The following is a 15,825-nucleotide window of genomic DNA, read 5'->3' on the forward strand; positions in this document are numbered from 1 at the left end:
GTTTATCGCTGAAAAAACTACTGCCATTGACCAGGATCAATGGCAGTGCGAATAGTCCAGCGATTTCGTGCACTTTACGTTTGATCGCTTTAGGCACTCAGGTGCTTCACACCAATAACGTCCACAGCGCGAAACTTGCGTACCAGACAATGGCTGCGCGGATCAGTAATTCCCACAGCACATCAAGGCTGCTGACGCCCTCGACGCCCATGGCTGGCGCCGGTACTTCGCCCGCTACGCAGCCAACATTGGTAATGAGCCTTGCTGCGCTGATGTTCCAGTTGAGCAGCTCATGCAGCATCACCCGGCTGACGGCCACGAAGTTGCCGACCAATGCAAAGCTGGCAGCCAAGAGGCGCACAGGGATCCAGTCGAACGCGTGGCGCAGTTGGGCAGCACGCTCCATCAGCGCAGGCGTCTTGCCATGTTCGGCCGCCAATGCCAGCAGGCGATAGCTGAGCGCTGCAACCGGCCCCAGCAAGAAATACCAGAAGATCACCGCAAAAAAGCTCTGGTATATCTGCCACAGCAAATAGCTCTGCACGCCCTGCAACAGTTGCTCGCTGTTGTCCGCCTCTACCCCGAGATCACGTTCTGCAACCAGCACGGCAGCCTCTTGATCACCTCGACGGCATGCATCGCGAAAAGGCCCAAGGTCGGCCTTAACATCACCTCGGCCCAAGCTGTAAATCAGCACCAGCAAATGGATCGGCAGCGCGAGCCAGCCATAGGCCACCGAGCCCAAAACCAGCAGTACCAGCGCGAGGACCAGCACCGGCAGCAACACCATCCCTGCCAATATCATCCAGGGCCGCCTGGCCGTACGCGGGTTGGACTCAAGCCTGCCTAACTGCCGCAACCAAGGCCCGTCGCGCTGGACACGCTGGCGCAGTGCCGAAAACTTCTCGATCCACACGGCCAACAGCAACACCAGAAAACTCATTGCTCACTCCTCATTTCAACCTTCAAAGCTGACCGAAACCGCGCCCAGTCAAAGCATGGACCCGGATCGGTCTTGCGTCCCGGCGCAATGTCACTGTGACCGCAAATACGGTGCGAGGTGATCATCGGGTAAGCGTTCAGAAGTTGGGTTGTCAGCTCAATCAGCGCGGCATATTGAGCATCGGTAAAGGGCTGGTCGTCGGTGCCTTCCAGCTCGATCCCGACGGAAAAATCGTTGCAGGTCTCGCGCCCCTCGAAAATCGAAACACCGGCATGCCAGGCGCGGTCGAGGCAGGAGACAAACTGGGTAATGTCGCCATCGCGCTCAATCAGAAAATGCGCTGACACCCGCAGCTCGGCGATGCTTTCAAAGTAGGGATGCTCTGTGACATCCAGCGTGTTCTGAAAGAACGCCTGGACCTTGCCGGTTTTGAATTGTGCCGGCGGAAGGCTAATGTTGTGGATCACCAGCAACGAAATTTCGGCGTCGGGCCGACTGTTGAAATTGGGCGAGGGGCAATGATGCGCGCCGTGGCACCAGCCCGTGGCGGAGTCCAATCGCATGAATGTTCCTTGAACGGGTAAATCGACAGCGGCCAGTATGCCCGCGATAGGAGGGATTGTGGGACGGGAATCATCCGTTTGATAAATGGATCGAGCGCGTTAGAAGGTTCGCGCTGGATCGGCAGTGGCGCAAGTAATCAACTCACGGCCCCTTGAGCTTGCGCAAATTCCCCAGCACCGAATCCAGGGCGCGATCAAACAGCAAGGCGTCGTCCAGCACCCGGATCGATCCACGACGAAACTCGACCGCGAGCCCCATTCGGGTTTTCTCCAGGACCTTCATACCGGTGCGGTTAACGAACACGTAACGCCCGCTCGGCTCGACGATTGCCGCCAGCTTGCAGCGCAGCTTGTGTTCTTCGTCTTCCTGAATCTCAACCCAACAACCCAGACGCAGTGTGTCGACCTGCAGCAATCCCGGGTCATCGGCCGGCAACTGCAAGGTAGGCTCGCTGAGGATTTGCTCCCCTGGCGCTATCAACACAATCTCTTCGACCACCGCCATCATAGACGTGCTGTCCAGCGCGTCAGGGGCTGACGGCACAGCGCCTTCATCAGCGGCCCGGGTTACGTGATGGAACGCCTGGACGTGCAGCGCTTCCAGCTGACTGAAGAAATCGCCGGTCGCGAATGGATCGAATGCCGCGCTGCTCAGCCCGTCACGCAAGGACTTCAACAGGCCCGGCACCAGATCCAGCAGCCGCTGCCGCGCGTCGGCATCATCATGTGGCTCGACGCTCCAGATGAGGTCGTCCATCGCCATCAGGCCAGCCTGCCACTCGCTAGACTCGTAACCGTGCTTGAGGCAGGTCAGCAACAGCACTTTGCTCCAGGCTTCCTGAAGCAGACGCACCACCACTTCCGGCAATGTCCTGCCCAGCAGGCGTTCGTTCAACGCTTGCTGCACGCATTGGCGCGCCATCTCTGCCAGCGCGCGTCCTTCTTCGGCATCACGCGTGCGCTGTTCCAGCAGCTCGCTTCGACGGCGCTCGTCGCCGGTGAACGCAAGAAAATCCACCAGCAGTTCGGTAAATATCTGCGGGTCATCGACAAAGTCGTGCAACAGACGCTGAACGATCTGATCGATACGCGAGTAGAGCGAGTCACGCTGCGTGTCGTCACGCCCGCCCCAGCCCAACGCTGCCGAGGCAATCTCATTGAGCAGACGGCGCGCCGGATGGCTGCCACGGCTGAAAAAGCTTTTATCGATAACGGCAATTTTCAGCATCGGGATTTGGAGGCGACCAATCAGCGCCCTCAGCGAGCTCGGCAGATTACGGTCGTCGAGGATGAATTCGAACAGCATGGTGATCAGGTTGATCACGTCCTCATCCATCGCACCCACGACGCGGAATTTGCCGCTTTTGACGCTGACGCGATTGATCAAGTGCTCAAGCTGAGTGCGCAGATCGGAGTCGTCCGGTGCATCGGTATTGGGTACATATTGCTGCAGGTGCGACAGCAGTCGCAGCAGGTCGGAACTCGAGATAGGCCGCGCTTCGCCGCTGCCCTCTTTGCGCGGGGTCAGGCTGCCGCGCACATGAACCAACAGGTCCTGCAGAGCGCCGAACACTTCTTGCACGCTTCGGTCCAGGCTTTCGGTGGCCTGGACCAGCGCAGCGCTTTCGGCGCGGTGGGCGTCGGTGTAGCGCGATGAAGATGAGGTCGAACGATCCGTGGACCGGCGCGACGGCAACACCTTCAATTCAGGCAACACACCGGCTGCAATCAACAGCTGGTTGGCTTCTTCGTAAAGCTGGTCGGCGTTACTCAACGCATACTTTTCGAACAGCTTGAGGATGATCAGCTTGACCTTGATCTCAACGCCAAGGCTGCGGCCCGCCTGCAAAAAACAATCACAAAGGCGAGCTGGCCCCAAAGGATTGGATTCATCGGTCAACGGCTGGGGGATCAGTTCATTCAGACGAGTCGTTACCTGGCTCAAGGCAACGCCGTCACGACTGATGACTTTCGTGACCATTGCATCCACTGCGACGGTTCTCTCGAGATCGTCGTTGTGGACCAAGGCTAATTTGTCGAAGGAAACGGGGTCGGCGAGCGTAGGTTCGACAATATGGTATTGGCCAAGACGCAAAAAGGATTCGAAGAATCTATCGAGGAAATTGCGCTCGATGCTCTTTCGCTTCAAGCGCAGGTCACGCATGGCTTCGAAGAAGATATTTTGTTCGGCGTTGTTGTGAGCGCGGTCGGCCATCTCAAACAGCGTGTCGTCCGCGTTATCGAATAGCGTCTGCAGGCTCTCTTTAAGCTGTTGAGCCGCTTTATCACGTACTTGAAGGAGAACAACAGGCAGCCGTGCCACAGGCGACGCACCGGTCTGATCGGGGACCGCTTTGTTCATGGACACTACTTTAACGTCATTCTGCATCAAGGCCTCCGCTCTACAACTGCACACGCAACAACTACCACCCAGACACAAAACGCGCTCGCGGCGCCAGTTGTGAGGTGATCTCGAAGTTCCTTAGGATAAACAGGCAACACGTCAAAGCTATGACGTCAAATGCAAGGCAAGTATCTTTTAAAACGTGCCCGCTCGCCAGCGCACACTTCGCCCCTCATGGACTATAGGATGGACGAAGCTACATATCCTGCGATAGACCGCAAAAAATGCGTTCCATCGCATGAACGGTGAAAAAACCGACCAACAGTCGTCAATCCAATCATATGAAGGCCCCGGAGCAGGTGGGTTGGTAGCAGCGCCTGCCCTATAATCGCGGCACTTAGTAAGTGGAGCCCGATATGCCTAATCTTCGTCTTGCCGCGCTGACAGCAGAAATCGAAGCCAACGTGCGCCGCGCATTGCTTGAGGATGTCGGCACTGGCGACATCACCGCTCAACTTATTCCAGCCGAGCGTCTGGCCACCGCGACGGTGATTTCCCGCGACGAGGCGGTTATTGCTGGCACCTCTTGGGTGGATGCCGTGTTTCGACAACTCGACCCGCGGGTTGCCGTGCATTGGCAAGTCAGTGATGGCAACCGGGTCAAGCCCAATCAGTCGCTGTTTCACCTCGAAGGCCCTGCACGCTCGTTGCTCACCGGCGAACGCAGCGCGCTGAACTTTCTGCAGTTGCTGTCAGGCGTTGCCACCCGCGCTCAACATTACGCCGACATGGTTGCCGACACTCAGGTCCACCTGCTCGACACCCGCAAAACCCTCCCGGGCTTGCGCCTGGCACAGAAATACGCCGTCACCTGCGGTGGCTGCCACAACCATCGCATCGGTTTGCACGACGCCTTCCTTATAAAGGAAAACCACATCGCCGCGTGCGGGGGCATCGCCGAAGCAATCAACGCTGCACACAAAATTGCGCCCGGCAAACCGGTGGAGGTTGAAGTCGAAAGCCTGAGCGAACTCAAGCAAGCCCTGGACGCTGGCGCCGACATCATCATGCTCGACGAATTAAGCCTGGACGACATGCGCGAAGCCGTCCGCTTGACCGCAGGCCGCGCCAAGCTCGAAGCCAGCGGCGGGATCAACGAAACCACCCTGCGCACCATCGCCGAAACCGGCGTGGATTACATCTCCATCGGAACGCTGACGAAAGATGTAAAGGCCGTGGATTTGTCGATGCGGTTGAGCATTTAAAACAGTCCGAACGACCGCGCAAGTTGGCGGGCGAATGCATTGACGGACGCAGGTGATTCACCGCGCCCCGACGCCAGCCTGTAGACGCGAATTTATTCGCGGGGCGATTCGGAGGAAACGCAGCATTGCCCGCCTGGCCAACAAGCTGGTCCCTACAGAGTTCGAGTCGGTCAGACACAAACGCAGCAAAACGAAAAAGCCCGGTCTCTTGGACCGGGCTTTTCGTGTTTCTGGTGCCGAAAATAGGAATCGAACCTACGACCTTCGCGTTACGAGTGCGCTGCTCTACCGACTGAGCTATTTCGGCTAGGAGGCGGAATAAGCAGACTCCAAGAGACTTCTAAATTACTTAAGAGTACAACCCGATCGTTGGCCTATTAGAACTTAGGCAAATAAGTTCCAGTAACCGTACCGCCCACAGTCCAGGTGCATTGAGCGCCAGCAACGCAACCCATCGTGTAAATAATCGTCTTGGTGTCGATATCAGCTGAGTTAGTACCCTGCATTACTACAGTAACCGTACCTGCTGTGGCCGAAGTACCCGCTGTCGTAACCGACGTCACATATCTGCTAGTAATAGCCGTTGCAGCAGGCAGGCCGAGTGTGGCGTTAGTCGTAGTGGAGGAGAGCGAACCTTCGTTAAACGCAAGAGCCAGAGCCTGTTGTGAAGGCGCCGAAACGGCTGCCGCCTCAGAAACTTTGGCTTTGAGCGTGTAGGTGGTGTAAGCCGGAATAGCAACCGCAGCCAAAATACCGATAATCGCAACAACGATCATCAATTCAATAAGGGTGAAGCCTTTCTGTAGATTCATTTTTACTTCTCCAGGCGTCAATAATGTGTGCCTTGTATGAGTAAAAGCACACGCCGTGCCAACCCTGCACATGCACCTATTAACGCGCTATATCCCCTGCCAAGCCTGCACAGCGCACCCCACCTCCGACACTAACTGACAAATTTGGTCACCCTTGCTGTGCCGATTTGGCAGTCCAGCCCGACTGGGTTATAAACCATTCATTGTCTGTGTCTGGTGCCCGCAATGACTGATGTCGTCTTAACCGGTTTGGCGAAGCAACTCGTTGTTGCCGAACTGCTCAATGAAAAAGCTGCGCAGCAGGCTTACCAACAGGCTCGCCGTGACAAGGTGTCGCTGGTTCATCACCTGGTACAAAGCAAGCTGGTCAAAAGCCTGACGCTGGCTGAAGTGGCATCTGACCAGTTCGGCATTCCTTTTCTTGATCTGAATATGCTGGACAAGGAAAGCCAGCCCAAAGGGTTGGTCAGCGAAAAGCTGGTTCGTCAGCATTGCGCGCTCCCTCTGTGGCGGCGTGGCAATAAGTTGTTCGTGGGTATTTCGGACCCGACAAATCACCAAGCCATTACCGACATCCAGTTCAGCACCGGCCTGACAACCGAAGCAATTCTCGTCGAAGACGACAAGCTCACCATCGCCATCGATAAATTTTTTGACAGCAATGGCGGAATGGGCGATCTGGCCGACGTCGATCTCGGCCTTGAAATCGAAACTGTCGACGAGAGCAAAGAGAGCTCGATTGGCGGTCAGGATGCGGACGACGCGCCGGTCGTGCGTTTCGTTAACAAGATGCTGATGGACGCCATCCGCCTGGGCTCCTCCGACCTTCATTTCGAACCTTATGAAAAGATGTTCCGCGTGCGTCTGCGTACCGACGGGATCTTGCACGAGGTGGCGAGGCCGCCCATTCATCTGGCCGGTCGAATTGCTGCACGCTTGAAGGTGATGGCGAGTCTGGACATTTCAGAACGACGCAAACCGCAAGACGGCCGCATCAAGCTGCGCATCTCAAAAAACCGTGCGATCGATTTCCGGGTTAACACGCTGCCGACACTGTGGGGCGAGAAAATCGTGATGCGGATTCTCGACCCGACCACGGCGCAGATGGGCATCGATGCGCTGGGTTATGAGCCGGAGCAAAAGGCACTTTATCTGGAAGCCTTGCGCCAGCCGCAGGGCATGATCCTGGTGACAGGCCCAACCGGTTCCGGCAAGACCGTTTCGCTTTATACCGGCCTCAACATTCTCAACACGGTAGACATCAACATCTCCACCGCCGAAGACCCGGTTGAAATCAACCTGGAAGGCATCAATCAGGTCAACGTCAACCCGCGTCAGGGCATGGACTTCTCGCAGGCGCTGCGCGCGTTTCTGCGGCAAGACCCGGACGTGATCATGGTCGGGGAGATTCGTGACCTGGAGACGGCCGAGATCGCGATCAAGGCCTCACAAACCGGTCACATGGTGCTGTCGACGCTGCACACCAACAGTGCTGCAGAAACCCTGACCCGCCTGCACCACATGGGCGTCGCAGCGTTCAACATCGCGACCGCGATCAACCTGATCATCGCCCAGCGGCTGGCACGCAAATTGTGCCCCTACTGCAAGAAGGAAGTGGATATCCCCCGCGAGACTTTGATTGCGGAAGGTTTCCCCGAGGCAAAAATCGGCAGTTTTAAGCTTTACTCCCCAGTGGGCTGCGACCAGTGCAACGGCGGCTACAAAGGCCGCGTCGGGATTTACGAAGTGGTTAAAAGCACGCCGGCGCTGGAACGCATCATTATGGAAGAAGGCAACTCCATCGAGATTTCCGAGCAGATGCGCAAGGACGGTTTCAACGACCTGCGCACCTCCGGCCTGATGAAGGCCATGCAGGGCGTGACCAGCCTTGAGGAAATCAACCGGGTGACCAAGGATTAAGCATGGCGACCAAAGCAGTAAAAGTCAGCGCCTTTACCTGGGAAGGTCTGGACAAGAAGGGCACGAAAGTCACAGGTGAAATCAACGGCCACAACCCGGCCCTGGTCAAGGCGCAGCTGCGCAAACAAGGTATCAACCCCACAAAAGTCCGCAAAAAGTCCGTTTCGATCTTCAGCAAAGGCAAGAAAATCAAGCCGCTGGACATCGCTTTTTTCAGCCGCCAGATGGCAACCATGATGAAGGCGGGCGTACCGCTGTTGCAGTCGTTCGACATCATCATTGAGGGCACAGACAACCCGAACATGCGCACACTGGTTGATGACGTAAAACAGCAAGTCGCATCCGGCCACAGCTTTGCCACGGCGCTACGTCAGAAGCCTCAATATTTTGATGACCTGTTCTGCAACCTGGTGGACGCAGGCGAGCAAGCCGGTGCGCTGGAAGCGCTGCTCGACAGGGTTGCGACTTACAAGGAAAAAACCGAGTCGTTGAAAGCAAAAATCAAAAAAGCCATGACGTATCCGATTGCGGTTGTCGTGGTCGCCTTCATCGTGACCGGCATTTTGCTGATTAAAGTGGTGCCGCAGTTTCAATCGGTGTTTGCAGGCTTCGGCGCCAAACTTCCAGCATTTACGCTGATGGTGATTGGCTTGTCGGAAGCCGTACAGGAGTATTGGTACATGTTTTTGGGCGCGATGTTTCTCGCCTTTTGGTCGTTCAAACGGGCACACAAAACATCCGAAAAGTTTCGCAACGGTGTAGATCGTGCGCTTCTCAAGTTTCCCATCATCGGCCCTTTGCTCTACAAGTCTGCGGTCGCCCGTTACGCCCGCACGCTGTCGACCACCTTCGCTGCGGGTGTCCCGTTAGTTGAAGCGCTTGATTCGGTAGCAGGCGCAACCGGTAACGTCGTCTTTAAAAACGCGGTCAACAAGGTCAAGCAAGACGTCTCAACCGGCATGCAACTCAACTTCTCCATGCGCAGCACCGGTGTTTTCCCGATGCTGGCCGTGCAAATGACGGCTATCGGCGAAGAGTCCGGCGCACTGGACAATATGCTCGACAAGGTCGCGACCTATTACGAGGACGAAGTCGATAACCTGGTCGACAGCCTTACAAGCCTGATGGAGCCGATGATCATGGCCTTCCTCGGCGTTGTCGTCGGCGGCCTCGTCATCGCCATGTACCTCCCCATCTTCCAACTCGGAAACGTCGTCTAACCCATGTCCCTCCTCGATCTCCTGGCCAGCTCTCCCCTGGCCTTTATCCTGTGCACGCTTGTTTTAGGCCTGCTGGTTGGCAGCTTTCTCAACGTGGTCGTTTACCGCTTGCCGATCATGATGATCCGCGACTGGAAAACCCAGGCGCGCGAGATGCTCGAGTTGCCAGCAGAGCCAACGACGCCAACGTTCAATCTGATCCTCCCGCACTCACGCTGCCCGCATTGTTCACACCAGATCCGTGCGTGGGAAAACCTGCCGGTCATCAGCTACCTGTTTCTGGGCGGCAAATGCTCAAGCTGCAAAGCGCCGATCAGCAAGCGTTATCCGCTGGTGGAGCTGACCTGCGGATTGCTGTCGGCGTTTATCGCCTGGCATTTCGGGTTTGGATGGCAGGCCGGGGCGATGCTGGTCTTGAGTTGGGGGTTGTTAGCGATGAGCCTGATCGACGCCGATCACCAACTGCTGCCCGATTCAATCGTTCTACCCCTGCTGTGGCTGGGCCTGATCGTCAATACGTTTGGCCTGTTCACCTCGCTGACCGACGCACTCTGGGGCGCGGTGGCCGGGTATCTGGTGCTGTGGCTGGTGTTCTGGCTGTTCAAGCTGGTCACCGGCAAAGAAGGCATGGGTTATGGGGATTTCAAGCTGCTGGCCATGCTCGGCGCATGGGGTGGATGGCAGATATTGCCGCTGACGATTCTACTGTCGTCGCTGGTGGGCGCGGTTTTGGGCTTGATCATGCTGCGCTTGCGCAACGTCGAAACCAGCACGCCAATCCCGTTTGGTCCTTATCTGGCCATCGCGGGGTGGATCGCTTTGCTCTGGGGTGATCAAATAACCGCTTCGTATCTGCAAATTGCCGGTTTCAGATGACCCACGCTGTTGCTCAACCCTGGATTCTTGGCCTGACTGGCGGCATCGGCAGCGGCAAAAGCGCAGCCGCGCAAGTGTTTGTCGATCTCGGCGTGCATCTGGTGGACGCCGATCAGGCTGCACGCTGGGTGGTCGAACCGGGCCGCCCTGCTCTCGCCGCCATTGCCGGCCACTTCGGTGAAGGCGTGTTGCAGGCAGACGGCACGCTGGATCGTGCAGCGTTACGCGAGTTGATCTTCAAAGACCCGGCGCAGCGCGTCTGGCTAGAAGCTTTGCTGCACCCGCTGATACGTGAGGAAATCGCTGCTTACCTCGCCAAAGCCCAATCGCCCTACGCCATTCTGGTGTCACCGCTGCTGCTCGAAACCACTCAGCACGCGATGGTGAAACGCGTGCTGGTGATCGATGTGCCAGAGGCGATTCAGATTCAGCGCACGGTCGCACGCGATGGCAGCAACGAAGAACAAGTCCGGGCGATCCTCAAGGCGCAGGCCACGCGGGAGCAACGCTTGAGCCGCGCCGATGACGTGATCGTCAATGACCGCGATCCCGCCTGGCTGAAAAGCGAGGTCGAGCGCTTGCATCACTTTTATTTAACTTTGTGTGGAGGCCAATCATGAGCCAACCAATGACCGTCGATTGCCCAACCTGTGGAGCGCCGGTGGAATGGAAGCCCGAGAGCACCTTCCGGCCGTTCTGTTCTGACCGCTGCAAACTGATTGACCTGGGCGCCTGGGCGTCAGATGAGCACTCAATACCGGTAGCGCCGGATGCCGAAGACGAGCTGTTTTCAGGTGACTTCGACCCCCGCCACCATTGATCACGCCCTGTCACTCATTGAAGTGGCGTCCTTGCAGACGCCACGAAGGTTCATCAGCGCTTATCAAGCGCTTGGCGCAAATCGTGAGCCTGGGAAAACTGCTCCTGGCTGAACACCTTTCCGTCCTGCAAACGCAGCAGCAAGACTTTCTCGGCATCACCGGGGTAACGCGGTACCACGCGCGCATCCCGATCCAGCATGACCCGGTACGAGTAAGCACGCATGGCAGGCACGGCAAACATCTTGGCGATGATGGCCGGCATCTTTTGAATATCCGCCACGAACACCGCGTGGTGCTGTTCAAGGTAACCCTTCGGGCTGTCTTGTAAGGCAGCGTTGACCAGTTTGGCCGCATCCATGCTGCGCGCCACTAATAAGGTCTGCGCGTCCCGGCTCAGGGTGTACGGCTGATCGTACTGGTCCAGCAATGTCCAGGGCGCAACGGGATCGCCCACCTCAAGCGCCGACGCAGTCAGGGGCACAAGTGCTAACAGCAATGCAGGGAAGATTTTCAATCCGATCATCCTGTGGCAGAAAAGGCGCTGAGCGCAGTTGCCAGCGATTCTAGCGCCAAGTCGCAGTCGACTCCGCGCTCGCCATTAACTTTAATCCAGCCAGACAGGTTTTTTCTGCGCCGTAGAACGCTAAGCTTGGGCGCATGGATGACTCTGACTACCTGCGTCTTTTGACGACTCAAGCCGAACAAGCCAACGCGTTCCTTTCCAATGCGCGCAAGTGGGAGCGTGAGCGTTGGGTTTGCCAGCGCTTGCTACAGGGTTTGAACATCCCGCATCGCAATGAAGACTTTCTGCCGGCAGGACAAGAGCCGCCGGACGTGCTGTTTCGCGATGCCTGTTTCGAGGTTTTTTTTGTGCTGGATGAAGGCCGTCGGTTGAATGATGAATGGCGTGAAGAATTGCAGCGCCGGCGCAGCGCGTTTTCGCTCAGCCAACTGGTGCGCCGCGAGGCCAAGCCCAAGCGCATTCCAGCGTCTGAACTGCTGCACCGCCTGGCGCCTACCCTGAAAAAGAAGGCCCATAACTACAAAGAACGCGGGCTGGACCTCGGCGAACTGGACATCATCGCCTTCGCCAGCCTCAAACGCGAAGTGCTTGACCTCAACAGCCACTTTCCGCCGCCCACCGAATACCTGCGCCAAGGCTGGCGCTCGTTGTCACTGGTCGGCCCCACCTTCGCACGCGTGCTTTTTGCCCATCCCGACGCGCCGGATTTTCTCAGGACCAACCTGGGCCGCAGCGTGGTGTTCGACGTAGGAATCAGTCTATGAGTCCCTTGCAGGAATTGATCGCCGATGTGCCGCAGACAGGCCGCGTACGCTGGATTGGCGTGCGCCCGGAATCGCGTGGCGAGATGATTGAACTGGACGCGGTCGAGGCACGCCGTGAAGCCGGACTGACCGGCGATCACGCACGCCCTGGCCCTCGCAATGCGCGGCAGGTCACGCTGATTCAGTGGGAGCACCTGGCGGTCGTCAGCTCGCTGATGGGTCGCGCCGCAGACAACCCTGTCATGCCCCAAGACTTGCGCCGCAATATCGTGATCAGCGGGATCAATCTGTTCAGCCTGAAAAACCGGCGCTTTCGCATCGGGCAGGCGATCTTCGAAACCACCGGTTGGTGCCAGCCCTGCGCACGACTTGAGCAACGTCTCGGACACGGGACTTTTCAGGCCGTGCGCGGGCGTGGCGGAATCACCGTGCGGGTGCTACAAAGCGGAATCATCCGGCTCGATGACGAACTCTGCATCGAACCGCTGGACACCCTCGATAGCGCATTAAATTCACCCAGTCACGTAGCTTCCTGACACAGACCGACGTCCATGAAGAGGCTCACCTGAACAGCCGCCTGAACCCTGACGACCAAAGACGTGTCGAAGACTGCCTTCACCCCCCCCAACATCAGTCGAGCGCCGGGCCATTGAGCCAGGGCTGCTCCTTGTGGCGGGGTTTGTGGTCGTGATCGGCCCGGGCCTGTTTAGCCAATTACCGAGCTATCTGACGCTATGAGCTGCCTTGCGCTCGCGTCGGCCCGGAGAACAACGGGCGCGCTCAAACCGAATTCCTTAAGCCTTATGAGATATCCCCATGACCCATCGTATTGTGATTGTCGGCGGAGGCGCTGGCGGTCTGGAGCTGGCCACCCGTCTTGGTAAAACCCTTGGCAAGAAAGGCACCGCCAGCGTAGTGCTGGTTGACGCCAATCTGACGCACATCTGGAAACCGCTGCTGCACGAAGTGGCTGCCGGGTCGCTCAATTCCTATGAAGACGAGTTGAACTACGTGGCGCAGGCCAAGTGGAACAACTTCACGTTTCAACTGGGCCGCATGATGGGCCTGGACCGTGAGAAAAAGCAGATTCACCTGTCGGCTACGCTGGACGAAAACGGCAACGAACTGGTGCCGGAACGCAGCCTGGACTACGACTCGCTGGTGATCGCGGTCGGCAGCACCACCAACGATTTCGGCACCAAAGGCGCAGCGGAGCACTGTCTGTTTCTGGACACGCGAAAACAGGCCGAGCGCTTTCACCAGCAATTGCTCAATCGCTACCTGCGTGCTCACGCGAGCCAGACGGATGTCATTGAAGAGATCAACGTTGCCATCGTCGGTGCCGGTGCCACAGGCGTCGAACTGGCAGCAGAACTGCACAATGCCGCGCACGAGCTGGCCGCTTACGGCCTTGGCCACATCAAGCCGGAGAACCTGCGCATCACCGTGATCGAAGCCGGTCCGCGCGTGTTGCCAGCACTGCCGGAACGCATCGGCGGGCCGGTACACAAAACGCTGGAAAAGCTCGGCGTGACCGTGCTCACCAACTCGGCAGTGAGCGAAGTGACAGCCGATGCGCTGATCACAGCGTCAGGCCAGGTGATTCCCGCGACGTTGAAAGTCTGGGCGGCGGGGATACGCGCGCCGGCTTTTCTGCAGGACATAGCGGGGCTTGAGACCAACCGGATCAATCAGTTGCAAGTGCGTCCGACGCTGCAAACCACGCGTGATGACAACATTTTTGCGTTCGGCGATTGCGCGTCTTGCCCGATGAAGGGCACCGACCGCAACGTACCGCCACGCGCTCAGGCGGCGCATCAGCAAGCGTCGTTGCTGGTCAAATCGCTGAAGCTGCGTATCGAGGGCCAGAACCTGCCGGAGTACAGCTATAAGGATTACGGCTCGCTGATTTCCCTGTCGAAATTCTCGGCGGTGGGCAATTTGATGGGCAACCTGACCGGCAGCGTGATGCTGGAGGGCTGGCTGGCGCGGATGTTTTACGTCTCGCTGTACCGCATGCACCAGATGGCGCTGTACGGCGTATTCCGCACCGCCATGCTGATGCTCGGCAGCCGCATTGGCCGCGGGACAGAGCCGAGAATGAAACTGCACTGATGCAACCAGACCGCATTTGCTCCGTTTCTGCCCGGAGGGCGTAGGAGCTTGGCTTGCCAGCGATCGGCCGGAAACCGGTCGCAAAACCTGAGAAAAGGGTCATTCTGACGCACCGCATTTATCCGGCTCACTGCTGCTTCGCAGCAGATCGTCGGCAAGCCAGACTCCCGCGGCCTTCGGCCAGACGCCCGCGCTCCTACAACGACTGCGCATGCCGTGTGCCCCTCTAGGGTAAAACCTGGCCCTTGCCTGAGTGCTTGGCCTTGTACATCCAGCGGTCCGCTTCACGGATCAGTTCATCAGGCGCTTTGCCGGAATTGGGCTCGTAAATCGAAAAGCCGATGCTCGCTCGGGTCGCGATTGAATGACCCTTGATGGTCATCGGCTCGGCAATCGCCACCAGCAGCTTTTTGGCAACTTCACGGGCTTCATCGGCGCCGGGAACGATGCCTTCCAGAATCACGATAAATTCATCTCCCGCCAACCGGATCAGGCTGTCGGTGCGCCGTACGTTGACCTTCAAGCGTTCAGCTATCGTGCGCAGCAATTCATCGCCTGCATCGTGACCGTAAGTATCGTTGATGCCTTTGAAGCCATCGAGATCGAGAAACAGCAATGCCAGCAGCGTCTCGGAACGATCAGAACGGGCTTGAGCAATCGGCAGCAACGCGTCCAGAGCCCGCCGATTCAGCAAGCCGGTCAGCGAGTCATGCTTGGCCTCTTGCTCCAGCTCCTTGCGGCCCTGAATGTTTTGGATGATAGAGATGAAGTATTCGAGTTCGCCTGTGGCCGAATGCTTTTTCGTAACGCTCAGGTCAACCCAGACCGGCTTTCCATCTTTATGCAGGAAGCGCTTTTCAAGCTGGTAATGATTTATGTCGCCAGCAACCAGACTGCCCAACAGGCCCATGTCGGCATAGAGGTCATCGGGAAAGGTGATGTCCTGAAACGTCAGGTGCTGAAGCTCATGCGCGCTATAGCCCACCAGATCACACAGTGCCTGATTGACACTGATCCAGCAGCCATCGGGCGCCACCAACGCAATACCCACTGAAGCCAGTTCGAACATCGAGCGGTAGGCCGCCTCGCTCGCCTCGAACAAATCGTCGGACTTCTTGGCCTGGGTATGGACCATTCTCAGGTTTTCACGCAGCTGGATCTCCCGGCTGACGATCTCGGCCAGATCACTCAACGTGTTGATTTCTTCCTGGGTCAGGATCCGTGGCTGCTGATCGATGGCGCACAGCGTACCGACAGCGAACCCCTTGCTGGTGCGGATCGGGACACCCGCATAAAAACGGATATGGGGGCCTCCGGTGACCAGTCGATTGTCGCTGAAGCGCGTATCCTGCAGGGCGTCAGGCACCACCATCGGCTCGTTTTCCAGGATAGCGTGCGCGCAGAAGGAATCGTCTCTGGACATCTCTTGGGCCTCAAGCCCCACGCGGGATTTGAACCACTGGCGCTGCTCATCGACCAGCGTCACCAAAGCAACGGGTACGTGCAACACCGTGGCGACGAGCCGGGTGATGCGGTCCAGCGATGCTTCAGCAGGGGTGTCGAGAATCTCCAGCGCCCGGAGCGCTTGAAGTCGTTCAGTTTCGTACAGCGCAATGGGGGCTTTCATAGGACCGACCGGACTGACAATACACTTGGGAG

16 protein-coding genes and 1 tRNA gene are annotated in these 15,825 nt (G+C 57.7%); 10 read left to right on the forward strand and 7 right to left on the reverse strand.

All coding sequences use genetic code 11. The features are described from left to right. Positions 1 to 106: 106 nt before the first annotated feature. The 3 genes from ampE to OYW20_RS22330 all read right to left on the reverse strand — a co-directional run bounded on the left by ampE (position 107) and on the right by OYW20_RS22330 (position 3,895). On the reverse strand, positions 107 to 943 hold the full coding sequence (ampE, locus tag OYW20_RS22320) for a regulatory signaling modulator protein AmpE (RefSeq protein WP_268798065.1): 837 nt from the start codon (positions 941 to 943) through the stop codon (positions 107 to 109). After that, positions 940 to 1,506 carry a 1,6-anhydro-N-acetylmuramyl-L-alanine amidase AmpD gene (gene ampD / locus OYW20_RS22325; RefSeq protein ID WP_268798066.1) on the reverse strand — a complete coding sequence of 189 codons (567 nt, stop codon included), beginning with the start codon at positions 1,504 to 1,506 and terminating at the stop codon, positions 940 to 942. The genes ampE and ampD overlap by 4 nt, the downstream gene beginning before the upstream one ends. A gap of 142 nt (positions 1,507 to 1,648) precedes the next feature. Then, positions 1,649 to 3,895, reverse strand: a complete 2,247-nt coding sequence (locus OYW20_RS22330; protein ID WP_268798067.1) for a DUF1631 domain-containing protein — start codon at positions 3,893 to 3,895, stop codon at positions 1,649 to 1,651. 371 nt (positions 3,896 to 4,266) lie between these two features. Here OYW20_RS22330 and nadC point away from each other — a divergent pair, with 371 nt between their 5' ends. Next, on the forward strand, positions 4,267 to 5,115 hold the full coding sequence (nadC, locus tag OYW20_RS22335; protein WP_268798068.1) for a carboxylating nicotinate-nucleotide diphosphorylase: 849 nt from the start codon (positions 4,267 to 4,269) through the stop codon (positions 5,113 to 5,115). A gap of 231 nt (positions 5,116 to 5,346) precedes the next feature. Here nadC and OYW20_RS22340 read toward each other — a convergent pair. Together OYW20_RS22340 and OYW20_RS22345 are read right to left on the reverse strand one after the other, a co-directional pair. Next, a tRNA-Thr gene (locus OYW20_RS22340) sits at positions 5,347 to 5,422 on the reverse strand. Between the two features lie 70 nt (positions 5,423 to 5,492). Further along, the gene (locus tag OYW20_RS22345) at positions 5,493 to 5,927 is read right to left on the reverse strand and encodes a pilin (RefSeq protein ID WP_268798069.1); all 435 of its coding nucleotides are present in this window, start codon (positions 5,925 to 5,927) and stop codon (positions 5,493 to 5,495) included. A gap of 225 nt (positions 5,928 to 6,152) precedes the next feature. On the opposite strand from OYW20_RS22345, the gene pilB reads away from it, so the two are divergent. Genes pilB through yacG form a run of 5 tightly spaced genes read left to right on the forward strand, consistent with a single transcriptional unit; the run spans position 6,153 to position 10,763 of the window. Beyond that, the gene (gene pilB, locus OYW20_RS22350; RefSeq protein ID WP_268798070.1) at positions 6,153 to 7,847 is read left to right on the forward strand and encodes a type IV-A pilus assembly ATPase PilB; all 1,695 of its coding nucleotides are present in this window, start codon (positions 6,153 to 6,155) and stop codon (positions 7,845 to 7,847) included. A 2-nt stretch (positions 7,848 to 7,849) separates the two neighbouring features. Further along, positions 7,850 to 9,067: a type II secretion system F family protein gene (locus OYW20_RS22355; protein WP_268798071.1), complete on the forward strand. Its 1,218-nt coding sequence runs from the start codon at positions 7,850 to 7,852 to the stop codon at positions 9,065 to 9,067. Positions 9,068 to 9,070: 3 nt separating this feature from the next. After that, the gene (locus OYW20_RS22360; RefSeq protein WP_268798072.1) at positions 9,071 to 9,943 is read left to right on the forward strand and encodes a prepilin peptidase; all 873 of its coding nucleotides are present in this window, start codon (positions 9,071 to 9,073) and stop codon (positions 9,941 to 9,943) included. Continuing rightward, positions 9,940 to 10,563: a dephospho-CoA kinase gene (coaE, locus tag OYW20_RS22365; RefSeq protein WP_268798073.1), complete on the forward strand. Its 624-nt coding sequence runs from the start codon at positions 9,940 to 9,942 to the stop codon at positions 10,561 to 10,563. The genes OYW20_RS22360 and coaE overlap by 4 nt, the downstream gene beginning before the upstream one ends. Then, positions 10,560 to 10,763, forward strand: coding sequence for a DNA gyrase inhibitor YacG (gene yacG, locus OYW20_RS22370; protein WP_268798074.1), 204 nt, complete (start codon positions 10,560 to 10,562; stop codon positions 10,761 to 10,763). The genes coaE and yacG overlap by 4 nt, the downstream gene beginning before the upstream one ends. A 53-nt stretch (positions 10,764 to 10,816) precedes the next feature. On the opposite strand, the gene OYW20_RS22375 is transcribed toward yacG, so the two are convergent. Then, a complete protein-coding gene (locus OYW20_RS22375; protein WP_268798075.1) occupies positions 10,817 to 11,278 on the reverse strand; it encodes a hypothetical protein in 462 nt (153 codons plus the stop codon). Between the two features lie 143 nt (positions 11,279 to 11,421). Between OYW20_RS22375 and OYW20_RS22380 the strand changes: the two genes are divergently transcribed. The 4 genes from OYW20_RS22380 to OYW20_RS22395 all read left to right on the forward strand — a co-directional run bounded on the left by OYW20_RS22380 (position 11,422) and on the right by OYW20_RS22395 (position 14,166). Beyond that, positions 11,422 to 12,051 (forward strand): DUF1780 domain-containing protein, encoded by a 630-nt coding sequence (locus tag OYW20_RS22380; RefSeq protein WP_268798076.1) that lies wholly within the window; start codon positions 11,422 to 11,424, stop codon positions 12,049 to 12,051. Next, entirely contained in the window at positions 12,048 to 12,587 is a 540-nt protein-coding gene (locus OYW20_RS22385) for an MOSC domain-containing protein (protein WP_268798077.1), read from the forward strand. The genes OYW20_RS22380 and OYW20_RS22385 overlap by 4 nt, the downstream gene beginning before the upstream one ends. Before the next feature lie 41 nt (positions 12,588 to 12,628). Continuing rightward, positions 12,629 to 12,742 carry a hypothetical protein gene (locus OYW20_RS22390; protein WP_408005529.1) on the forward strand — a complete coding sequence of 38 codons (114 nt, stop codon included), beginning with the start codon at positions 12,629 to 12,631 and terminating at the stop codon, positions 12,740 to 12,742. 125 nt (positions 12,743 to 12,867) lie between these two features. Further along, entirely contained in the window at positions 12,868 to 14,166 is a 1,299-nt protein-coding gene (locus tag OYW20_RS22395) for an NAD(P)/FAD-dependent oxidoreductase (protein ID WP_268798078.1), read from the forward strand. A gap of 226 nt (positions 14,167 to 14,392) precedes the next feature. Here OYW20_RS22395 and OYW20_RS22400 read toward each other — a convergent pair whose 3' ends face one another. Then, the gene (locus OYW20_RS22400; protein ID WP_268798079.1) at positions 14,393 to 15,793 is read right to left on the reverse strand and encodes a diguanylate cyclase domain-containing protein; all 1,401 of its coding nucleotides are present in this window, start codon (positions 15,791 to 15,793) and stop codon (positions 14,393 to 14,395) included. Positions 15,794 to 15,825: the final 32 nt, after the last annotated feature.

This window comes from Pseudomonas sp. BSw22131 (genome assembly GCF_026810445.1).
Taxonomy (GTDB): Bacteria; Pseudomonadota; Gammaproteobacteria; order Pseudomonadales; family Pseudomonadaceae; genus Aquipseudomonas; species Aquipseudomonas huanghezhanensis.

Excerpts from the sequence above, each read along its gene's own strand:
- OYW20_RS22400 (WP_268798079.1), bottom strand. The coding sequence starts at position 15,793 with ATGAAAGCCCCCATTGCGCTGTACGAAACTGAACGACTTCAAGCGCTC.
- OYW20_RS22355 (WP_268798071.1), top strand. The coding sequence starts at position 7,850 with ATGGCGACCAAAGCAGTAAAAGTCAGCGCCTTTACCTGGGAAGGTCTG.
- nadC (WP_268798068.1), top strand. The coding sequence starts at position 4,267 with ATGCCTAATCTTCGTCTTGCCGCGCTGACAGCAGAAATCGAAGCCAAC.
- OYW20_RS22380 (WP_268798076.1), top strand. The coding sequence starts at position 11,422 with ATGGATGACTCTGACTACCTGCGTCTTTTGACGACTCAAGCCGAACAA.
- OYW20_RS22395 (WP_268798078.1), top strand. The coding sequence starts at position 12,868 with ATGACCCATCGTATTGTGATTGTCGGCGGAGGCGCTGGCGGTCTGGAG.
- OYW20_RS22360 (WP_268798072.1), top strand. The coding sequence starts at position 9,071 with ATGTCCCTCCTCGATCTCCTGGCCAGCTCTCCCCTGGCCTTTATCCTG.
- ampE (WP_268798065.1), bottom strand. The coding sequence starts at position 943 with ATGAGTTTTCTGGTGTTGCTGTTGGCCGTGTGGATCGAGAAGTTTTCG.
- OYW20_RS22385 (WP_268798077.1), top strand. The coding sequence starts at position 12,048 with ATGAGTCCCTTGCAGGAATTGATCGCCGATGTGCCGCAGACAGGCCGC.
- pilB (WP_268798070.1), top strand. The coding sequence starts at position 6,153 with ATGACTGATGTCGTCTTAACCGGTTTGGCGAAGCAACTCGTTGTTGCC.
- yacG (WP_268798074.1), top strand. The coding sequence starts at position 10,560 with ATGAGCCAACCAATGACCGTCGATTGCCCAACCTGTGGAGCGCCGGTG.
- ampD (WP_268798066.1), bottom strand. The coding sequence starts at position 1,506 with ATGCGATTGGACTCCGCCACGGGCTGGTGCCACGGCGCGCATCATTGC.
- OYW20_RS22330 (WP_268798067.1), bottom strand. The coding sequence starts at position 3,895 with ATGCAGAATGACGTTAAAGTAGTGTCCATGAACAAAGCGGTCCCCGAT.
- OYW20_RS22345 (WP_268798069.1), bottom strand. The coding sequence starts at position 5,927 with ATGAATCTACAGAAAGGCTTCACCCTTATTGAATTGATGATCGTTGTT.
- coaE (WP_268798073.1), top strand. The coding sequence starts at position 9,940 with ATGACCCACGCTGTTGCTCAACCCTGGATTCTTGGCCTGACTGGCGGC.